General features: G+C 68.1%; 12 protein-coding genes and 1 pseudogene. 5 read left to right on the plus strand and 8 right to left on the minus strand.

The window, feature by feature from the left end:
• Both ACU18_RS11585 and lipB read right to left on the minus strand, forming a co-directional pair.
• A pseudogene (locus ACU18_RS11585) lies at positions 1-250 on the minus strand (lipoyl synthase); the annotation flags it as partial.
• Positions 247-915 (minus strand): lipoyl(octanoyl) transferase LipB, encoded by a 669-nt coding sequence (lipB, locus tag ACU18_RS11590; protein ID WP_050685714.1) that lies wholly within the window; start codon positions 913-915, stop codon positions 247-249. The pseudogene ACU18_RS11585 and the gene lipB, both read right to left, overlap by 4 nt.
• Before the next feature lie 133 nt (positions 916-1,048).
• Here lipB and ACU18_RS11595 point away from each other — a divergent pair, with 133 nt between their 5' ends.
• Positions 1,049-3,064, plus strand: coding sequence for a serine/threonine-protein kinase (locus ACU18_RS11595; protein ID WP_050685715.1), 2,016 nt, complete (start codon positions 1,049-1,051; stop codon positions 3,062-3,064).
• Between the two features lie 109 nt (positions 3,065-3,173).
• Here the strand turns inward: ACU18_RS11595 and ACU18_RS11600 are convergent, their stop codons facing one another.
• Positions 3,174-4,067 (minus strand): TIGR01777 family oxidoreductase, encoded by an 894-nt coding sequence (locus tag ACU18_RS11600; protein WP_050685716.1) that lies wholly within the window; start codon positions 4,065-4,067, stop codon positions 3,174-3,176.
• A gap of 74 nt (positions 4,068-4,141) precedes the next feature.
• On the opposite strand from ACU18_RS11600, the gene ACU18_RS11605 reads away from it, so the two are divergent.
• The gene (locus tag ACU18_RS11605; RefSeq protein WP_050685717.1) at positions 4,142-7,648 is read left to right on the plus strand and encodes a S41 family peptidase; all 3,507 of its coding nucleotides are present in this window, start codon (positions 4,142-4,144) and stop codon (positions 7,646-7,648) included.
• 287 nt (positions 7,649-7,935) lie between these two features.
• Here the strand turns inward: ACU18_RS11605 and ACU18_RS11610 are convergent, their stop codons facing one another.
• The 5 genes from ACU18_RS11610 to ACU18_RS11630 form a co-directional block, all read right to left on the minus strand.
• Positions 7,936-8,364, minus strand: coding sequence for an OsmC family protein (locus ACU18_RS11610; protein ID WP_050685718.1), 429 nt, complete (start codon positions 8,362-8,364; stop codon positions 7,936-7,938).
• Positions 8,365-8,511: 147 nt separating this feature from the next.
• Entirely contained in the window at positions 8,512-8,865 is a 354-nt protein-coding gene (locus tag ACU18_RS11615; RefSeq protein ID WP_050685719.1) for a hypothetical protein, read from the minus strand.
• Between the two features lie 125 nt (positions 8,866-8,990).
• Positions 8,991-10,721, minus strand: a complete 1,731-nt coding sequence (gene sucB / locus ACU18_RS11620; protein WP_050685720.1) for a 2-oxoglutarate dehydrogenase, E2 component, dihydrolipoamide succinyltransferase — start codon at positions 10,719-10,721, stop codon at positions 8,991-8,993.
• A 115-nt stretch (positions 10,722-10,836) separates the two neighbouring features.
• Complete coding sequence (gene lpdA, locus ACU18_RS11625; protein WP_050685721.1) at positions 10,837-12,219, minus strand: dihydrolipoyl dehydrogenase; 1,383 nt, start codon at positions 12,217-12,219, stop codon at positions 10,837-10,839.
• A 245-nt stretch (positions 12,220-12,464) separates the two neighbouring features.
• Entirely contained in the window at positions 12,465-13,991 is a 1,527-nt protein-coding gene (locus ACU18_RS11630) for a leucyl aminopeptidase (protein ID WP_050685722.1), read from the minus strand.
• A gap of 259 nt (positions 13,992-14,250) precedes the next feature.
• Here ACU18_RS11630 and ACU18_RS11635 point away from each other — a divergent pair, with 259 nt between their 5' ends.
• The 3 genes from ACU18_RS11635 (at position 14,251) to ACU18_RS11645 (ending at position 18,023) form a co-directional block, all read left to right on the plus strand.
• Positions 14,251-15,189 (plus strand): proteasome assembly chaperone family protein, encoded by a 939-nt coding sequence (locus ACU18_RS11635; RefSeq protein WP_050685723.1) that lies wholly within the window; start codon positions 14,251-14,253, stop codon positions 15,187-15,189.
• A gap of 51 nt (positions 15,190-15,240) precedes the next feature.
• Complete coding sequence (locus ACU18_RS11640) at positions 15,241-16,602, plus strand: MFS transporter (RefSeq protein WP_050685724.1); 1,362 nt, start codon at positions 15,241-15,243, stop codon at positions 16,600-16,602.
• A 158-nt stretch (positions 16,603-16,760) separates the two neighbouring features.
• Positions 16,761-18,023: a DUF4192 domain-containing protein gene (locus ACU18_RS11645; RefSeq protein WP_050685725.1), complete on the plus strand. Its 1,263-nt coding sequence runs from the start codon at positions 16,761-16,763 to the stop codon at positions 18,021-18,023.
• Positions 18,024-18,315: the final 292 nt, after the last annotated feature.

An 18,315-nucleotide genomic window follows, 5' to 3' on the forward strand; every position in this document is an offset into this window, starting at 1 on the left:
GGCGGGTGCATTCGGAACCGCCAATGAGGAAGGTGGCTTCCTTGTCTTCCCAGCACTCGAAGATGTTGGGGCAGCCGGCCTCCTCGCACACAGTGTGCAGGCCTTCCTTCTTGACCAGGTTCTTGAGCTGGACGAACTCCGGGCCCATCTGGACCTTGGCCTTGATCCAGTCCGGTTTGCGCTCCACCGGCACCGCCGCGTTGCGCTGTTCGATCCGGAGCATCTTCCGGCCTTCGGGTGCCAGTGTCAAAGTAATGCTCCTTCTGGGGTGGCGACTAGGGCGTCTTCATTCTTGCGCAGTTCCTCGGTAATCCGGGAAACCAGGTCTGCGGGGGCAATATTACTGCCCGTTTCCGCGGCGATGGTGGTTACGCCTGCATCGGTGATGCCGCAGGCGATGATCTGTGCGTACGGTGCAAGATCGTTGTTGCAGTTGATGGCGAAGCCGTGCATAGTGACGCCTTCGTGCACCCGGATGCCGATGGCCGCGATCTTCCGGTCCGGTCCCTTGGCGTCCGCTTCGATCCAGACGCCGGCGCGACCGCGGATCCGGACTGCTGTGATGCCGTAGTCGGCAAGGACAGCGATGATGACTGCTTCGAGGCGTTCCACGTAGTCGCGGATCCCAGCGCGGTTCTTCAGCCGGATGACCGGGTAGCCCACCAGCTGGCCTGGGCCGTGCCAGGTCAGCTTGCCGCCGCGGTCCACCGGAATCACCGGCGTTCCATCGAACGGCCGTTCATGGTCCTCGGTGCGCTTGCCCGCCGTGTAGACGGGGGAGTGCTCGAGGAACAGGACGGTACTCGGCGCCGTTCCGGCGACAACACTGTCATGGAGTTCAGTCTGGACTTCCCAACCACGGTTGTAGTCGATGAAATCCGGAGCCAGACCCAGTTGGGAAAACTCAAGAGTCATGGCATCCAGCTTAGACCCCGCCGCCGGCGCTGCCCGGTTTAGTGTCCAAGCTCACCGCGGCCAGAATCCGGGCGTTCAGGCGTGCCTGTGGATAACTTCTGCAGCGACGGCCGGATTCCGCTACACCTGAGGGATGGATGATCTGCAGGAGCCGATGGTGGCCGGTTACTCCACGGGGCGGCTGCTGGGCAGCGGCGGGAGTGCGTCAGTGTGGCTTGCCACGGAACAGCGCACGGGCCGCGAGGTGGCCTTGAAATGCTTCCGGGAGCCGGGTGGCACGGCTTCCGGCCGCGCCATGAACGCTGATGCCATCCGGCGGGAAATCCGTATCCTGTCCGTCCTTGACCATCAGCACCTGGTGCGGGCCCACAGCGCTGTTATCCCGTCGGCCGGAGCAGGCGCCGGAACGGCTGCGCTGATCATGGACTACGCACCGGGAGGCTCGCTGGCCGGGCTTGTGGCGGCACGCGGCCGGATCGGCGTGGGGGAAACGGTTACGGTCCTGACGCCTATCGCCCAGGCGCTGGCCTACCTGCACGGAAAGGGGTTCACCCACTCGGACGTGTCGCCCGGCAATGTCCTGTTCACTGTGCACGGCAAGCCGCTCCTTTCCGATGTTGGCCTGGCCCGGATGCTGGGTGACCCTGCCGCTGCGGGTCCGGCCGGCACGCCGGGCTTCCAGGACCCGGCCCCGGTGGACGCCGTCAGGGCGGGCCTCCAGCCGGAGCGTGACGTCTACTCGGTGGCTGCCTTGGGCTGGTTCTGCCTGACGGGCCGCGCCCCGGCGCGCACCCTCGACCGCATGCCGCTCTCCCTGCTGGTGCCGGAGGTTCCGGCGGACCTCGCCGCCATCCTGGAAGCCGGCCTCAGTGAGGACCGCCGGCTCCGGCCCACAGCTGCTGCCCTGGCAACGGCCGTCTACCGCAGCGCGGCGGCGGCGCCGCTCGACCTGTCTTCGTCCGTCCACCCCTCGGTGATTCCGCACCTGCTGACGCGACGGCCGGCCCCGGAACCATCCCGGAAGGCCGCCGCCGCTGCCAGGCTGGGGAACGTCCGACGGCGGCTGGCTACCTTGGGGCGGGACGGAACCGGCGCCCGGATCCCGTTCCCCGCCGTCACCCGGCAGCCAGGGGACGGGCAACCGGTTCGGGATTTCCCAGCGCCCGTGGGGCCTGACCTCCCCGCGGTGCCAAAGCACCCAGCTGTCCGCGGCAGGCACACCGACAGGGCCAGGGGCGGGCGGCGGCTGGTCATGGCGGGGCAGCGTCAGGGCCGGGGTCCACGGCTGCGGCACCAACCCCGGGCAGCAACAGGGGAGGGGACGGGGACAGCAACAGGGACAGGGACACGGCGCCGAGCTGGGGCAACCCTCCGCACCGCCGTCATTGCAGCCGCAACCTGCGCCGCGGTCGTAGCAGGGCTGGGGCTGGCAGCGCTGGGGCTGGGAGCGACGGGACCGCTGGGGATCGCCGGAGCGCGGTGGCCAGGCAGCACCGGACCGGCGTGGATCCTTGCGCCAACCGCTTCGCCCGGAGGGGCGGCCAGTCCCGCGGATCAGGGTTCCGGCGCCGCAGCGGATTCCAGCGCCGCACCCGAGCCCAACGCCGCAGCGGATTCCAACGCCTCCAACGCGGCAGCCGGCCCACCGGGCGCCTCAGACGGCCCTAACCCGGCAGCGAACGACGAGGCTTTCGGAGCTGCCAGGGGCCCGGCAACGGAGGCCGACCCTGCCCGGGCAATCATGGGCCTGGCTGCGCTCCGGGACCAGGCCTTCAGGACGCAACAACCAGAGTTGTTGGCGGGCGTGAATGCACCCGGCTCAGCGGCTGCGGCGACGGACACTCTCATCATGGACGGCCTGCTGGCGGCCGGCCGGCGGTTATCAGGGTTCACCAGCACCCTGACAAACGTGGCGGCCGAACCCGGTCCGGCCGCACCGGCAGCCCCGGAAGGACCGGCCGCCGCGCCCCCGCCACCAGGCGGCCGGGCCGTCGTGGGCGCCACGGTGGCTACGTCGGCCTACAGCGAAGTGGACGCACAAGGTTCCGTGCTGGCCGCAGTTCCTGCCGGGGAAGGGCACCGGCTCCGCGTGGTCCTGGTGGAGTTCGCTGGCTCGTGGCGTGTCAGCGAGATCCTGGCCGGCGGGTGACCGGCAGTAGCGGCCGGCTTAGAAGCACCCGGGCCCGGATTCAGCACCCGGCCCGGATCCAGCGGCCGCTCCGGATTCAGCGGCCGCTCCGGATTCAGCTGCGGCCGGATCAGTCCTTGCCGGCCACCCACCCGGCAGCCGCCGCCAAGGTGGGGTGCTGCCAGTGGAAACCGGCGGCGGAAAGCACTCCCGGCTCCATCCGCACGCTGGAGAGCAGGAGCTCCTCCGCGAGGTCCCGCATGAGCAGCCTCAGGACCGGCGCCGGCACGCGGAACACGGCCGGCCGGTGCAGTGCACGGGCCAGGGCCGCCACGATGGTGTCAACGTCTGCCTGCTCCGGCGCGCACAGGTTGACCGGCCCGGAGATTTCCGACTCCAAGAGGAAGAGGAAAGCTGCCGACACATCCGGCAGGGTGACCCAGGGCCAGTACTGCCTGCCGTCGCCCAACGGCCCGCCTACCCCGAGCCGCATCAGCGGCAACAGTTTTCCCAGCGCCCCACCGGACCGGCTGAAGACCACTCCGGTGCGGGGGGTTACCACCCGGACCCCGTGCGGGGCCCTGGCCGCAGCTTCCTCCCATTCAAGGCACAGCCGCGAAAGGATCGCCGAACCTGCCGGCGAGTTCTCGCGCAGCACCGTGTTCCCGGCGTCGCCGTAATAGTTCGAACCGGACTGGCTGAGGAACGTGGCCGGTGGGACGTCCAGCTTGTGCATGGCCTTGGCCAAGGTCCTGGTGGAGTCCACCCGGGAACTGTAAAGCTCCGCCACCCGGGTCCGGGTCCAGGGCCGGTCACCGATTCCGGCGCCGGAAAGGTTAACGACGGCGTCCGCGCCGGCCAGGACGCCGGGGTCCAGCTCACCGCGGGCGGGGTCCCACCGGGTTTCCGTGGCGGCTGAAGGCTCCCGCCGCACCAGGGAGATCACCTCGTGCCCGGCAGTGCGGAAAGTGGCGGACATGTGGGTGCCGATCAGTCCCGAAGCTCCGGCGATGACGATGCGCATGCTCCATCTCACCATGGCCGCGGTTCTCCCGGCACGTGCCACGGTGGCGTGGATGGTTTGACTATGATCGAACGATGACCTCTTCGAGCTACCTCCGATTCCCGCACCTGCACGGCGATCTGGTCACCTTTGTGGCTGAGGACGACGTATGGATTGCACCGCTGGGAGGCGGCCGGGCCTGGCGTGTTTCCGCGTTGCAGCTGCCCGCCCGCAACCCCCGCTTTACGCCGGACGGCAAGCGGCTGGTCTGGTCGGTGGTGCAGGGAACGGCGCCGGAGGTGGTCACAGCGGAAGTTGATGGCGGCGGGTACCGGCAGCTCACCTACTTCGGCCACGCCACCACCCGGGTCAAGGGTTTCACTGCCGGCGGCTCCGTGGTGGTCACCAGCGCCTTCCGGCAGGCCGAAAGCCGCCACACTTACGCTTACAGCGTTCCGTTGGAAGGCGGCGCGGCCGAAGAGCTCCCGTTCGGGCCTGTGGAGTCAGTGGCTTTCGGTCCGGAGCTGGGCGATGAGCGGCCCGTTGTTGTGGCCTCCGTATTGTCCCGTGAACCGGCCTGGTGGAAGCGCTACCGGGGCGGCACCGCCGGCAAGCTGTGGATCGACTCGGACGGCAACGGCGAATTCGAGCGGCTGCTCCCGGACCTGGACGGCAATATCGCCGACCCCATGTGGGTGGAGGGCCGGATCGCCTTCCTGTCCGACCACGAGGGGTACGGCAATCTCTACTCGGTCCTGCCCGGCGGCAAGGACCTGCGCCGGCACACGGACCACGAAGACTTCTACGTCCGGCACGCGGCCACCGACGGCACCCGGGTCATCTTCGAATCCGCCGGTGAGCTGTGGGTACTGCACAACCTGCAGTCCGACGCCGTCCGGCTGGACATCAGCCTCGGCTCGGCATCCCAGTCACGCCGGCCCGCGCTCCTGAAGACCGCCAAGCACCTGGGCGCCGTGATCCCCGACGAAGCCGGCAACGCCAGCGCCATCGAGGCGCACGGCACCATCCACTGGCTCCGGCACAAGGACGGCCCCTCGCGCATCATCGAGGCCACGCCCGGGGTCCGGGCACGCCTTCCCCGGCCTGTGGCCGGCGGCCGGATCGCCTACGTCGCGGACCACGACGGCGTCGAGGCGCTTTACATTAAGGACATCGCCGCTCCGGTCCAGCACAGCGGCGTGGTGACCACACCTGCTGTGCCGGCGAAATCCGTGCCCGCCACGGCAGCGGCACCCGCCGTCGCAGCAGCCCCGGCGTTGCCGCAACCCGTCCCCGCCGCCGGCTCCGCCGTGCTGGCCCGGGACAACGCCACCGCTCCGGCCGGCGACGACCAGCAGGCTGACGTCGCCCCCGAAACCGGCGCTGCCGAAGCGGCCGCGGACGCCGCCGCGGCCCGGCCGGCTGACGCCGACGGAAACGCCGTGCGCATCAACCTTCCGTCGCCGTCGCGCACCAGTTCCCTGGAAGCGAGCCCGGACGGCCGCTGGCTTGCGTTGGGCACATCCTTCGGCGACCTGCACCTCGCGGACACCGCCACCGGTGCCCTGACCCTGGTGGCCAGCATCGGTGAGGGTTCCATCTACGACCTGGCCTGGTCCGCGGACTCGCAGTGGCTGGCGTGGGCTGAGCCCGTCACGTCGTTCGGCACCCGGACCAAGCTGCGCCTGGCCAACGTGACGGAGCCCAGGACCGGGCCCGTGGAAGTGACGGACGGGCGTTTCTGCGACCGGTCGCCGGCCTTCACCCCGGACGGCAAGTTCCTGGCCTTCCTGTCCAACCGCAGCTTCGACCCTGTCTACGACGGGCATTCCTTCGACCTTTCCTTCCCCAGCCCCATCAAGCCGTACCTGGTGGCACTGGGTGCCCGGACGCCGTCGCCGTTTGGTCCCGCCGTTGATAACGACGCCGGGACGGCAGCCGGGGAAACCGCCGGCACTGACGGGACGGAACAGTCCGCCGTGGTGGTGGATGCGGAAGGCTTGTCCCACCGCGTCATCGGCGTCCCCGTCCCGCAGGGCAACTACACCGCCCTGAAAGCCACGGACGGGGCCCTGCTGTGGCTCGACTGGGCCCTTGCCGGGGTTACGGGTGACGGCAAGGCCAACAAGGACGACAAGGATGCCCGCCCCAGCCTGGTCCGGTTCGACCTGGAACGCCGCAAGCAGACCACACTGGTGGATGCGGTGGACAGTTACCGGCTTTCCGGTGACCGCGCCAAGGTGGTGCTGATCGCCGACAAGCAGGTGAGCGAGGTCCCGGCCGATGCGAAGGCGGATGAGGAGTCCGGCAAGCTGGTCAAGGTGGACCTGGGCCGGATCCGTGTGATGATGGACCCGCTGAGCGTCTGGGGCCAGGCCTTTGATGAAGCCTGGCGCCTGCAGCGCGATTTCTTCTGGACCGAGGACATGGCCGGCCAGGACTGGGAATCCATCCACAAGCGCTACCGTCCCCTGGTGGACCGCCTGGGCTCGCACGATGACCTGGTGGACCTGCTCTGGGAGCTGCACGGCGAACTCGGAACCTCGCACGCCTACGTCAAGCCCGCCGCGGTGACCGAACCCGGCAGCCACGGCCAGGGCAGGCTCGGCGCCGACCTCAGCCACACCCCGGCGGGGTGGGAAATCACCCGCATCCTGGCAGGCGAATCATCTGATCCGCTGGCCACCTCACCCCTCACCAGGCCCGGGGTCGGCGCCAAAGCAGGGGACATCCTCCTCGCCGTGGACGGCGTCCCGCTCTCCGACGTCGTCACCCCCGCCATGCAACTGGTGGGTGCTGCAGGCCGGGCCGTCGAGTTGACCCTCCTGAACGGTGCCGCCCATGGGGAAGCCGCAGGATCCCAGCGCCGTGTCGCTGTGGTCCCCGTCAAGGACGAGGAACGGCTGCGCTACCAGGAATGGGTGGCTGCGAACCGGCGCACCGTCCGGGAGGCATCCGGCGGCACGTTCGGCTACCTGCATATCCCGGACATGATGGCCAATGGCTGGGCGCAGCTGCACCGGGACATGGACACCGAGACGGCGCTCGATGGCCTGATCGTGGATGTCCGCCGCAACCGCGGCGGGCACACCTCGCAGCTGGTGGCAGAGCTGATTGGCCGAAAGGTCACCGGCTGGAGCATGCCACGCGGCGAAAAGCCCAGGACCTATCCGGACCACGCTCCGCGCGGCCCGGTCATCCTCCTGGCGGACGAGTTCGCCGGCTCCGACGGCGACATCATCACCCAGGTCTCCAAGCTGCGGGGGATCGGACCCGTCATCGGCACCCGCACCTGGGGTGGCGTGGTGGGCATCGACAACCGCTTCAGCCTGGCCGACGGCACCGGGGTCACCCAGCCGCGCTACGCCAACTGGTTCGGCGGCGGTGTTGGCTGGGGCGTGGAAAACTATGGTGTTGATCCGGACATCGAGGTGGCCTTCCCGCCCCACGCCTACGCCGCCGGCCGTGATCCCCAGCTTGAATACGGCATTGGTGCGCTCAAGGAAATGGTCCAGGAACTGCCCACCGACCGCCCCCCGGCCCGCGAGGGATACCGCCGGTTGCGCCCGGCCCCGTTGCCGGCCCGCCGGCAGGGAAAGTAGGCGCAGCAGCGCGGACAGGCGCTGCCTGACCGGGCACCAGGCTCCCCGGGGGCCGGACTGACACTTCAGCTCCGGCGCCCGGGGAGCTTTTTTGCGCCGGGTAAGTTATTGATCCCGCCGCTGGAAACCGCAACAACCAAAACCCGGGAATAGCTCCGGGCCGTCCGGTCACCCGCCTGGGTGCATCAGGCACAGGAATGGCCCCATCCCTGGCGGGACGGGGCCACTCCTGCGGGCCGGTCATCGGCCCTGTTCAAACCATCCGGCGCATCTGCGCCGCTGTTGGCTCAGGCGTCGAGCGTGGCGTCCAGGGTGATGTCGATGCTGGCGAGGGCGCCGGAAACGGGGCAGCCCACCTTCGCAGCAGCGGCGATCTTCTGGAACTCCTCCTCGGAGATGCCGGGAACCTTGGCTGACATGGTCAGGTGGCTACCGGTGATGCCGGTGCCGGGGACAAAGGTGACGTCAGCCTTGGTGCGGACTTCCTCCGGGTTGTGGCCGGCGGTGGCCAGTTCGTTGCTGAACGCCATGGAAAAGCAGGCTGCGTGGGCCGCGGCGATGAGCTCTTCCGGGCTGGTCTTGCCGTTGGCCGCTTCGGTGCGGGCCTTCCAGGTGACATCAAACGTGCCCAGGCCGGAGGTGGCCAGGCTGGTGGTTCCGGAACCCTCCGTCAGGTTCCCGTTCCATACGGCGTTTGCTGAACGCGTTGCTGCCATGTTCACTCCTCAGATTGATTGTTACCGGGGCAGGCTGCTGCCTGGGCCCCGCTTTGTCCCATCCTAGGGACTTCGCCTACGGCGCGCGACGGGTGTCCGCTGTCAGTGGATTGTGACTTTGACGGAGCTGCCCGGCAGCGCAGCGGATCAGTTCCAGATGGTGGCGATCGCGATGTTGATCAGCGCAAGGCCGCCCACGCCGTGCGCCAGGCCGGTGGAGACGGGCTGGCCGCTCCTGGCCTTGCGGACGCCAACGATGGCGAGGACTGCAACCACAACGGCGATGACCAGCTTGATCCCGAGCTTCGCGTAATTGGGGTCGGCGTCCGGCATAAAAGGCAGCAGGCCCATCATGGCGATGCCGGTCAGGAGCTGCAGGAAAGCGCCGTCGCGCTGGCGGGGGTGGACCGTGGGTTCCTTGATCGTGGCAATCCAGTAGCCCACGATCATGGCCGCCCCGACGATGTGCAGGAACACCAGGATGCTGAAGAGAATAGTCATAATCCCAGCTTAGCCAGTTTGTTCTACGCCCTGTAGCAGAAGGCGGTTAACCACGACGGCGGTGCAGGGCTTCCGGAGGTTTCCCTCCCTGGCCTTGCACCGCCGTCGTCAAGCGGTTGAGCGGGTTAGAGCCCGAGGTCCGCTTCGAAGGCGCCTTCTTCGAGGCGTGCCTTCAGGGTCTGCAGGAAGCGGCCGGCGTCCGCGCCGTCCACGAGGCGGTGGTCGTACGTGAGCGACAGGTACATCATGGACCGGATGGCGATCGAGTCGTCGCCGTTTTCGTCAGCAACCACCACGGCGCGCTTGACGATCGCACCGGTGCCCAGGATGCCCACCTGGGGCTGGTTGATGATCGGTGTGTCGAACAGGGCACCCACGGAACCGATGTTTGTGATCGAGAACGTACCGCCGGACAGTTCGTCCGGGCCGATCTTGCCACCGCGGGTGCGGCCTGCAACGTCGGCGATCTTGGCGGCCAGCCCGGCGAGGTTCAGGTTGCCGGCGTCGGAGATGACCGGGACCAGCAGGCCCTTGTCGGTGTCGACGGCGATCGCCAGGTGCTCGGCGTTGTGGTACGTGATTTCCTGCTTGTCCTCGTCGTACGCAGCGTTGAGCTTGGGGTGCTGCTTGAGGGCTTCAGCCACTGCCTTGGCGATGAACGGCAGGAAGGTCAGCTTGACGCCGTTCTGGGCCTGGAAGGAGTTCTTGGCCTTGGTGCGGAGCTTGGCCACCTTGGTCATATCAACTTCGTGGACCTGCGTCAGCTGGGTGGAGATCTCCAGGGATTCGCGCATCCGGCGGGCGATGACCTGGCGGATGCGGGGAGCCTTCTGGCTGGTCCCGCGCAGGGACGATTCCGCGACCGGCGCCGGTGCGGATGCTGCCGGTGCTGCGGCCGGAGCGGCAGGGGCTGCCTTGGCTTCGGCGGCGGCGATGACGTCCTGCTTGCGGATACGGCCACCCACGCCGGTTCCGGCGAGCGAGGTGATGTCCACGCCGTGCTGGTTGGCCAGCTTGCGGACCAGGGGAGTGACGTAGCCCGACTCGGAGCCTGCTGCTGCCGGGGCCTCAGCCTTGGGGGCTTCGGGTGCCGGAGCTGACTTGGGGGCCTGCTTGGGCGCTTCCGGTGCCGGGGCAGCCTTCGGTGCCTCTGCCTTCGGTGCCTCTGCCTTGGGGGCTTCAGCCTTCGGTGCTTCCGGTGCGGGAGCGGCCTTGGGTGCTTCAGCCGGTGCTGCTGCTGCGCCGGAGCCGATGACGGCCAGGACAGAGCCAACCTCTGCCGTTTCGTCCTCGTTGACGCGGATTTCCTGGAGGGTGCCGGCAACGGGGGACGGGATTTCCGTGTCCACCTTGTCGGTGGACACTTCGAGCAGCGGCTCGTCGACCTCGACGGAATCGCCCACGGCCTTGAGCCAGCGGGTGACGGTGCCTTCGGTGACGCTTTCGCCGAGCGCCGGGAGGGTAACCTCGTGGCCTTCGCCGCCGCCGGCTGCCGGAGCTTCCTGCGCCGGTGCCTCTTCGGCCGGGGCTGCCGCGGGGGCTTCCTCAGCTGCTGCGGGGGCCTCTTCGGCCGGTGCTTCTGCAGCGGGTGCTTCCTCTGCGGGCGCGCCGCCGCCGGAGCCGTCGCCGATCCGCACCAGCGGTGCGCCTACTTCGGCGGTCTCGTCTTCAGCGACCAGGATTTCTTCAATCACGCCAGCTACGGGAGAGGGGATTTCAGTGTCTACTTTGTCGGTGGAGACTTCGAGCAGCGGCTCGTCCACCTCTACCCGGTCACCTACCTGCTTAAGCCAGCGGGTGACGGTTCCTTCGGTGACGCTCTCACCGAGGGCGGGCAAGTTAACGGATTCAGACATGTCGTCCCCGTTCTCCTTATTGATCTTTGATGCGGATGAATGCTGCCTTGTTTGAAGCCTAGTGCACCCGGAAGTCGGGTCCGGGTGCACCAGGCCCCAGGAACTACGGGGAAAACTAGCCGTGCAGGGCCTTGCCGGCGAGGGCCAGGTGGGCTTCGCCGAGGGACTCGTTCTGGGTGGGGTGGGCGTGCAGCAGCTGGGCCACATCCTCCGGGTACGCTTCCCAGTTCACGATCAGCTGGGCCTCGCCCACCTGCTCGCCCATGCGGGCACCGATCATGTGGACACCCACCACGGGGCCGTCCTTCTGGCGGACCAGCTTGACCAGGCCGCTGGTGCCCAGGATCGAGCTCTTGCCGTTGCCGGCCAGGTTGTATTCCTGGGTCTGGACCTGGTCCTCGCCGAACTTCTCCTTGGCGGCCTTCTCGGTGTAGCCCACGGTGGCGATCTCGGGCTCGGAGTAGGTGACCTTGGGGATGTTGATGTCTTCGACCACTACGGGCTTCAGGCCGGCGATTTCCTCGGCCACGAAGATGCCCTGCTGGTAGCCGCGGTGGGCCAGCTGCACGCCGGGGACAATGTCGCCCACGGCGTAGATGTTGCCCACGCCGGTGTGCAGGCGCTCGTTGGTGATGACGAAGCCGCGGTCGATGGTGACGCCGGCTTCCTCGTAGCCAAGGTTGGCGGTGACGGGGCCACGGCCCACGGCCACGAGGAGCAGGTCGGCTTCAAATGTCTTGCCGTCCACCAGGGTGACCTTGACGCCGTCGTTGTTCTGCTCGACGCCCTGGAAAAACACGCCGGTGGAGAACTTGATGCCGCGCTTTTTGAAGGCACGCTCGAAGTTCTTGATGATCGTGGCGTCTTCGTTGGGGACCAGCGACGGCAGGCCTTCCACAATGGTGACGTCCACGCCGAAGGACTTCCAGACCGAGGCGAATTCGACGCCGATGACGCCGCCGCCCAGGATGATGACGCTCTTGGGGATGGAATCCATCTTCAGGGCCTCATCGGAGGTGATGACCTTGCCGCCGATTTCCAGGCCCGGAAGGGTGCGGGAGTAGGAGCCGGTGGCCAGGATGATGTTTTTGCCCTTGTAGGCGGTGCCGTCGACAACAACGGTGTCGGTGCCCTGGAGCTTGCCTTCGCCTTCGATGACGGTGATGCCCTTGGACTTGATGAGTCCCTGCAGGCCCTTGTACTTGCCGGCGATGATGCCGTCCTTGTACGCATTGACGGCAGTGATGTCGATGCTGTCGAGGGTGACGTTCACGCCGTACTTGGCGGAGTCACGGGCGTGGTCGGCCAGTTCGGCGGAGTGGAGCAGGGCCTTGGTGGGGATACAGCCGTTGTGCAGGCAGGTACCACCCAGCTTTGCCTTCTCCACGAGGCCCACGGTGAGGCCAAGCTGTACGGCCCGGAGCGCTGCAGCGTATCCGCCGCTGCCGCCACCGAGTACCAGGATGTCGAATTCTTGCGCAGTTGCCTGATCGGCCACTTAAACGCTCCCTCGCGTGAACGATGACGCGATCCGCGCATCATCTGGTCTTGGAACTAGCACTGCCGTGATTATGCCAGCAGCGCCATTCCCTTGCATTTGTGACTACCGTGGTTCACCTTAGCGAACCACTTATCCATGCTCCACCTTGGCACAGTGTTTGTGGTGTGCTTGTGGCGAGTGTCACGCGGCCCTGTGGCGGACGGATCAGCACGCCCGGCGCAGGGCCGTGCGACGGCTGGAACTCAGGCCGCTGCGGCCAGGATGTCCTCGACGTATGCCACCAGGGTCCGGACGGTGCAGCCGGTGCCCTGCTTGTGGGTATAGCCGTATGGGCTGCCGTTGTTGAACGACGGGCCTGCGATGTCCACGTGGGCCCACGGGATCTGCTCGCCGTCCTTGCCCTCGCCCACAAACTCCTGCAGGAACACCGCAGCGGTCATCATGCCGCCGTGGCGTTCGCCGATGTTGGCCAGGTCGGCCACCTGCGAGTCCAGGCTGGGACGCAGTTCCTCCGGCAGCGGCATGGGCCAGACCAGCTCGCCGGCGCGGTCCGCTGCCGCTTTCAGGGCACCGGTGACGCTCTCGGAGCCCATGATGCCGGCTGTCCGGTTGCCCAGGGCGATCAGCTGCGCGCCGGTCAGGGTTGCCACGTCGATGATCGCGTCCGGGTATTCGCGGCTGGCGGCCACGATGCCGTCCGCCATGACCAGGCGGCCTTCGGCGTCCGTATTGAGGACCTCCACGGTCTTGCCGCCGAACATGGTCAGGACATCGGCCGGGCGGGATGCGGCGCCGGACGGCATGTTTTCGGCGATGCACAGCCAGGCGGTGGCCTTGACGGGCAGGCCCAGGCCCGCGAGGGCCAGGACGGTGTTAAGCACGACGGCGGCACCCGCCATGTCCGACTTCATGTCACCCATCCCGAGGGCCGGCTTGATGGAGATTCCACCGGTGTCAAAGGTGATGCCCTTGCCCACCAGTGCGATTTTCGAGGTCGCCTTGGCGGGGGAGTACTCCACCTTGACCAGCCGGGGCTGGCGGGCCGAGCCCTTGCCCACGCCCATGATGCCGCCGAAGCCTTCCTTCTCAAGCCGCTTCTCGTCCCAGACGGTCACCTTGACGGGCAGGCCCTTGGCCAGTTCCTTCGCGGACTCGGCGAATGATTCCGGGTAGAGGTGGCTGGGCGGCTGGTTGACCAGTGACCGGGTGGCGTTCACGGCCCGGCCCAGCAGGGTGGCGCGCTTGAGGGCGGCGGGAACGTCCTTGTCCCCGGCAAGGGCGGTGAGGATCACGGCGTTGCTGACAGGTGCCTTCAGGCCGTCCTGCGAGGACCGGAACTCCGTGAAGGAGTAGGCACCCAGCGCGGCACCTTCGGCGACGGCCGCGACGTCGGCCACGGATGCCGTCGGGAGGGCCAGGGTCACCGTGGTGAGACCGGCAAGCTGGCGGACGGCGGAACCGGCTGCCCGGCGGAGTGCCTCTTCGGTCAGCGGCCGGGTGGCGGATACCTTTCCGACGCCGGCCAGGACCAGCACGGGCGCGCCTGTTTCGGGAAGGCCCGGAAGCCGGACTGCCTGGTCGGCCGAGCCGGTGACGCCCAGGGCCTTCAGGGAATCGGTGAGGGTTTCGGCGGACTTGGCCGTCAGCGGGTTCGCCAGCAGGAACGGCCCGTCGGTGCCCTGCCCCACTCCTATGACCACTGCGTCACTGGGGCTCTTGACCAGGTCCCGGGAGAGGGTACTTAGGTTGATTTCAGCGTTCTTGACCACAGGGATCAGTCCTCAATTCTCGAAAGATGATTCGCAGCAGGATGCATGTTCGGCGTCCTGCCATGGTTGCCCGGACGCTGCCGTTCTGGACGCGGTCCGGGTGTCTGCGGGCCCGTCCGGCAGGCCAGTTCCGATCGTAGTCCTTCCTTTGCGCCGGGATGGAATCCATTGAGAGCTGCGCCACACCGGCAGCCGGAATGCACGGACCGCCCGCCGTGTTGTACTGGGAAACCAACCGTTCCCGTGAAAGGAACATGCCGTGCTTGAACGGATTTCCGGCTATCTGCTGGACCCAGATGCGCTCTATGCCAGCAACATCGAGCTGTTCCACAGCCCGGAGCTGCGTGGCTTGAACCTCGTGATGGGATTCACTGGCTTCGCTGACGCAGGCCATGTGGTTAAGCAGGTCAACACCGAGCTCCTGGACTCCCTGGACGTCAAGCCCGTTGCGGTCTTCGACGCCGACCAGCTGATCGACTACCGCTCCCGCAGGCCGCACCTGACCTTCGTTGAGGACCACCTGCAGGATTACCAGGAACCCAAGCTTGCCCTCTACCGGCTGGTGGACGGGCTGGGGAGCCCGTTCCTCCTGCTGGCAGGCTTCGAACCGGACCTGCAATGGGAGCGGTTTGCCCGCGCCGTGGTGGGCATCGTGGAGAAACTCGACGTCAACCTGGTCACCTGGCTGCACTCCATTCCCATGCCTGTGCCGCACACCCGGCCCGTGGGTGTGACGGTGCACGGCAACCGCCCCGACCTCATCGAGGGCATCTCGGTGTGGAAGCCCACGGTGGAGGTCCCGGCCGCCATCGGACACATCCTGGAACTGCGCCTCATGGAGGCCGGCCGGAACGTGGCGGGCTACGTCATCCACGTCCCGCACTACCTGGCCGACGCCGAATACCCGCCGGCCGCCGTCGCCGGTCTGGAATACCTTGGTGCCGCAACCTCGCTGATGATGCCTACGGACAGGCTCCGCGAATCCGGGCGGGACGTCAGCCGGCAGATCGCCGAGCAGATCGACGCGTCCGAGGATGTCCAGCAGGTGGTGGCGCGGCTGGAAAGCCGCTACGACGAGAAGGCCGAAGGGACCGTGCGCCGGTCCCTGCTGGCCAACGAAAATGACCAACTGCCCGACGGCGATGAGCTTGGCGCCGCCGTGGAGGCGTACCTGGCCAGGGAGAACCCCGGCCAGTAGGTGGTTCCCCGGCGGCACGGCTGCCGGCGGGGGTGTGGGCATAATGAGGGGGTGACTGCTCCCCGCGCCTGGCTTATCTGGACCATTGGAATTTTCGGGTACCTGGTGGCGGTGTCGCAGCGGACATCGTTCGGTGTGGTGGGGCTCGAAGCGACCGAGCGGTTCCACGCCAGCGCTTCAGCCATCTCCTTCTTCACCGTCCTGCAGCTCCTTGTTTACGCAGGGCTGCAGATCCCGGTGGGCCTCCTGGTGGACCGGTTCGGGTCCCGGGCCATGATTGTGGGCGGTGCCGTTCTGATGGGGCTGGGCCAGCTGCAGCTGGCTTTCGCCGACAGCATTCCCGCCGGGGTGGCCGGCCGGGTCCTCGTGGGCGCCGGCGACGCCATGACCTTCATCTCGGTGATCCGCCTGATCCCGCTGTGGTTTGCCCCGGCCAGGGTGCCCCTGGTGACCCAACTGACGGGCATGTCCGGGCAATTGGGCCAGCTTTTCAGTGTTCTCCCCTTTGCGTTTGTCCTGCACACGTCCGGCTGGACCCCGGCGTTCCTGATGCTGGCCGGGATGTCCGCCCTCGCCGTCCTCCTCGTGGCGCTGTTCCTGCAGGACGCCCCTCCCGGAACGGCCAGGCCCGCTCCCCAGCAGGGTTTCCGGGCCACCGGCGCCTCGCTGGCCCGCGCCTGGCGGCAGCCGGGGACGCGGCTGGGCATGTGGAGCCACTTCACCATCCAGTTCAGCGGCACGGTGTTCGCCATGACCTGGGGGTATCCGTTCCTGATCTCCGGCCAGGGCCTTGACGCCGGCACGGTGGCCGCGCTGATGGCACTCTATGTGGCCGCCGCAATGGCCGTGGGCCCGTTCATCGGCCGTTTTGTATCCCGGCATCCGCTCCGGCGTTCCACCATGGTGCTGCTCATCGCAGCTGCCACCGCCGCCGGCTGGGCTGCCGTCCTCTTCACCCCCGGCAGGGCGCCGCTGTGGCTGCTGGCAGGGCTGGTGGTGGTGCTGGCCATCGGCGGACCGGGTTCGATGATCGGTTTCGACTTCGCCAGGACCTTCAACCCGGCCCACCGGATCGGCACGGCCACCGGAATCGTCAACGTGGGCGGCTTCATCGCGGCGCTGGTGGCGATTTTCCTGATCGGGCTGGTCCTGGACCTCCTGTACGCGAGCGGTTTCTCCAACGGGGAACTGTATGGACTGGAGCCGTTCCGGCTTGCCTTGGGCGTCCAGTTCCTGTTGCTGGGGGTTGGTGTTGGTGCTGTGCTCGTGTCCCGGCGCAAGGTGCGGCGGCAGATGGCCGCGCAGGGGGTTGTGGTGCCGCCACTGCGCAGCGCCCTGGCCAGGCAGCGCCGGGAGGCGCTGGCCCGCCGCAGGGGTAACGCCGGGTCCGACGGCAACACGGACCAGGTGTAATTACCACTGACAACCTGGGCGCACACCGCCCGGGCCGCGGCCTGCGCGTCGGGCGCCGGCGCGTGACTTCTCCTCCACCGGCGCCTCCACCGGCGGGGTTGTGCACATAGGGGACGGGTCCGCTTACCGCAGCGACGGTGCCGGCGGACAGTGGGTCCATGACTGCACCGCAACCGCTGAGTTTCCATGGACCCGAAGACATCCTCGCCTTCATCCCGCATTCGCTGGGCTATTGGCCCTCGTCCAGTGTGGTGGCCATGACCCTGCACGGGACGCGGCTTGGGGCCACCCTGAGGCTGGACCTGCCCGGGCCGGCGGGACTTCGGCGCCCGGAAGCCTTCGCCAGGGCCGTCCGCGGCTACCTGCAGGCGGACGGTGACGCGGACGGCACACTGGTCGCTGTTTTCGGTGGGACGGCAGGTGCCCCCGCCCCGCAGCTGCACCAGCTGTTGATGCTGGAACTTTACGATGCCCTGCAGCGGGCCGGGATGCCTGTCCGCGATGCGTGGTACGTGGGGGACAGGTACTGGCGCGGCGCCTTCTGTGTTGATTCATCGTGCTGTCCGGAACCGGGCAGGCCGGTCCAGCAGATCCTGGACAGCCGGCTGTACGCGGAAATGGTGTTCCAGGGCAGCACCGTGGGACCTCCACCGGATGGGTCTCCAATCGGCGACCAGTGGGCAGCGGACTATTTGGCAGCCGTGCGCGCGGCCCGCACCGCGTGGCGCCGCAAGCTGCAGCGGCGACGCGGCAGCCGGGAGCAGTTCCACCTGGTCCTGACGTACTGGGCAGCGGTCCTGGGCCGGCCTGCCGGGGAACCGCTGCTGCCTGCGGCGGACCGGGACGGTTTCCTCTTGGCCACCCTGATGGTTCCCAGCCTGCGCGACGCCGTCCTGGTGCAGGCCGCGGCGGGGCGGACCACGGCAGTCGCGGGGGCAGCACAGTTCGGCCTTCTCCGCGACGGGCCGTTCCCCAGGCCGCTGTCGCCGTTGCCGGCTGGCGACCTGCCCGGCCGTCAACCGGGCGGTGATGCTGGCAGTGGCAGTGGCACAGGCGTTGGTACCAGTGCCGGGCAGGTGTTCGGTTACGGTGATGTCCTCCTGGGGCTGGGACCGGAAGTGCCGGATTGGCCCCAGCTCGAGGCGCTCGACCGGATGCTGGCGCACCTTGCGCTGGTGGGCGGGAAGTCCGCTGCTGCGCCCCTGACTCTGCGGGGATGGGTTGCGTGGTGCCGGGGGAGGGGCTCCGTCGCTGCTGCCTACTACTGCCGGGCGCTCCGCGCGCAACCGCAGTACCGCCTGGCCCGGCTGCTGCTGGAGCTGGACCAGCGGGGCACCATCTGCGGCTGGGCGGCAAGGAAGGAGGCTGCATGGCAGAAGTTCAGCACTGATCCTGAGCGGGGAACCGGACAGCTTGGCTGAGGGGCGTGCGCGCCGGCGGGGCGACAAGGTGTGTGGTCCTGGGCGGTGTGTGGTCCTGAGCGGTGTGCGGTCCTGAATGGTGTGTGTGCCTGAATGGTGTGCGGTCCTGAACGGTGTGTGTGCCTGAACAGCGTGCGCGCCGGCGGGGGACCGGCTGGCGGAGGGCGGACGGGCGGGATGGGCGTAGCGGCCGTAGGGGCGCGGGCAACCAGTGGCGGAAGTCGCCGGCGGTAGCGAGTGGAGTGCGGGACGGCGGCCGGAAGTTTCGGCTGGCAGCGGCTGGAGTGCGGGC

The sequence above is a fragment of the Arthrobacter sp. ZBG10 genome (genome assembly GCF_001238605.1).
GTDB lineage: Bacteria > Actinomycetota > Actinomycetes > Actinomycetales > Micrococcaceae > Arthrobacter.

Bases quoted from the DNA above. Each gene is read 5' to 3' on its own strand.
- ACU18_RS11595 (WP_050685715.1), top strand. From the start codon at position 1,049: ATGGATGATCTGCAGGAGCCGATGGTGGCCGGTTACTCCACGGGGCGG.
- ACU18_RS11645 (WP_050685725.1), top strand. From the start codon at position 16,761: ATGACTGCACCGCAACCGCTGAGTTTCCATGGACCCGAAGACATCCTC.
- ACU18_RS11600 (WP_050685716.1), bottom strand. From the start codon at position 4,067: ATGCGCATCGTCATCGCCGGAGCTTCGGGACTGATCGGCACCCACATG.
- ACU18_RS11605 (WP_050685717.1), top strand. From the start codon at position 4,142: ATGACCTCTTCGAGCTACCTCCGATTCCCGCACCTGCACGGCGATCTG.
- lipB (WP_050685714.1), bottom strand. From the start codon at position 915: ATGACTCTTGAGTTTTCCCAACTGGGTCTGGCTCCGGATTTCATCGAC.
- ACU18_RS11615 (WP_050685719.1), bottom strand. From the start codon at position 8,865: ATGACTATTCTCTTCAGCATCCTGGTGTTCCTGCACATCGTCGGGGCG.
- ACU18_RS11610 (WP_050685718.1), bottom strand. From the start codon at position 8,364: ATGGCAGCAACGCGTTCAGCAAACGCCGTATGGAACGGGAACCTGACG.
- sucB (WP_050685720.1), bottom strand. From the start codon at position 10,721: ATGTCTGAATCCGTTAACTTGCCCGCCCTCGGTGAGAGCGTCACCGAA.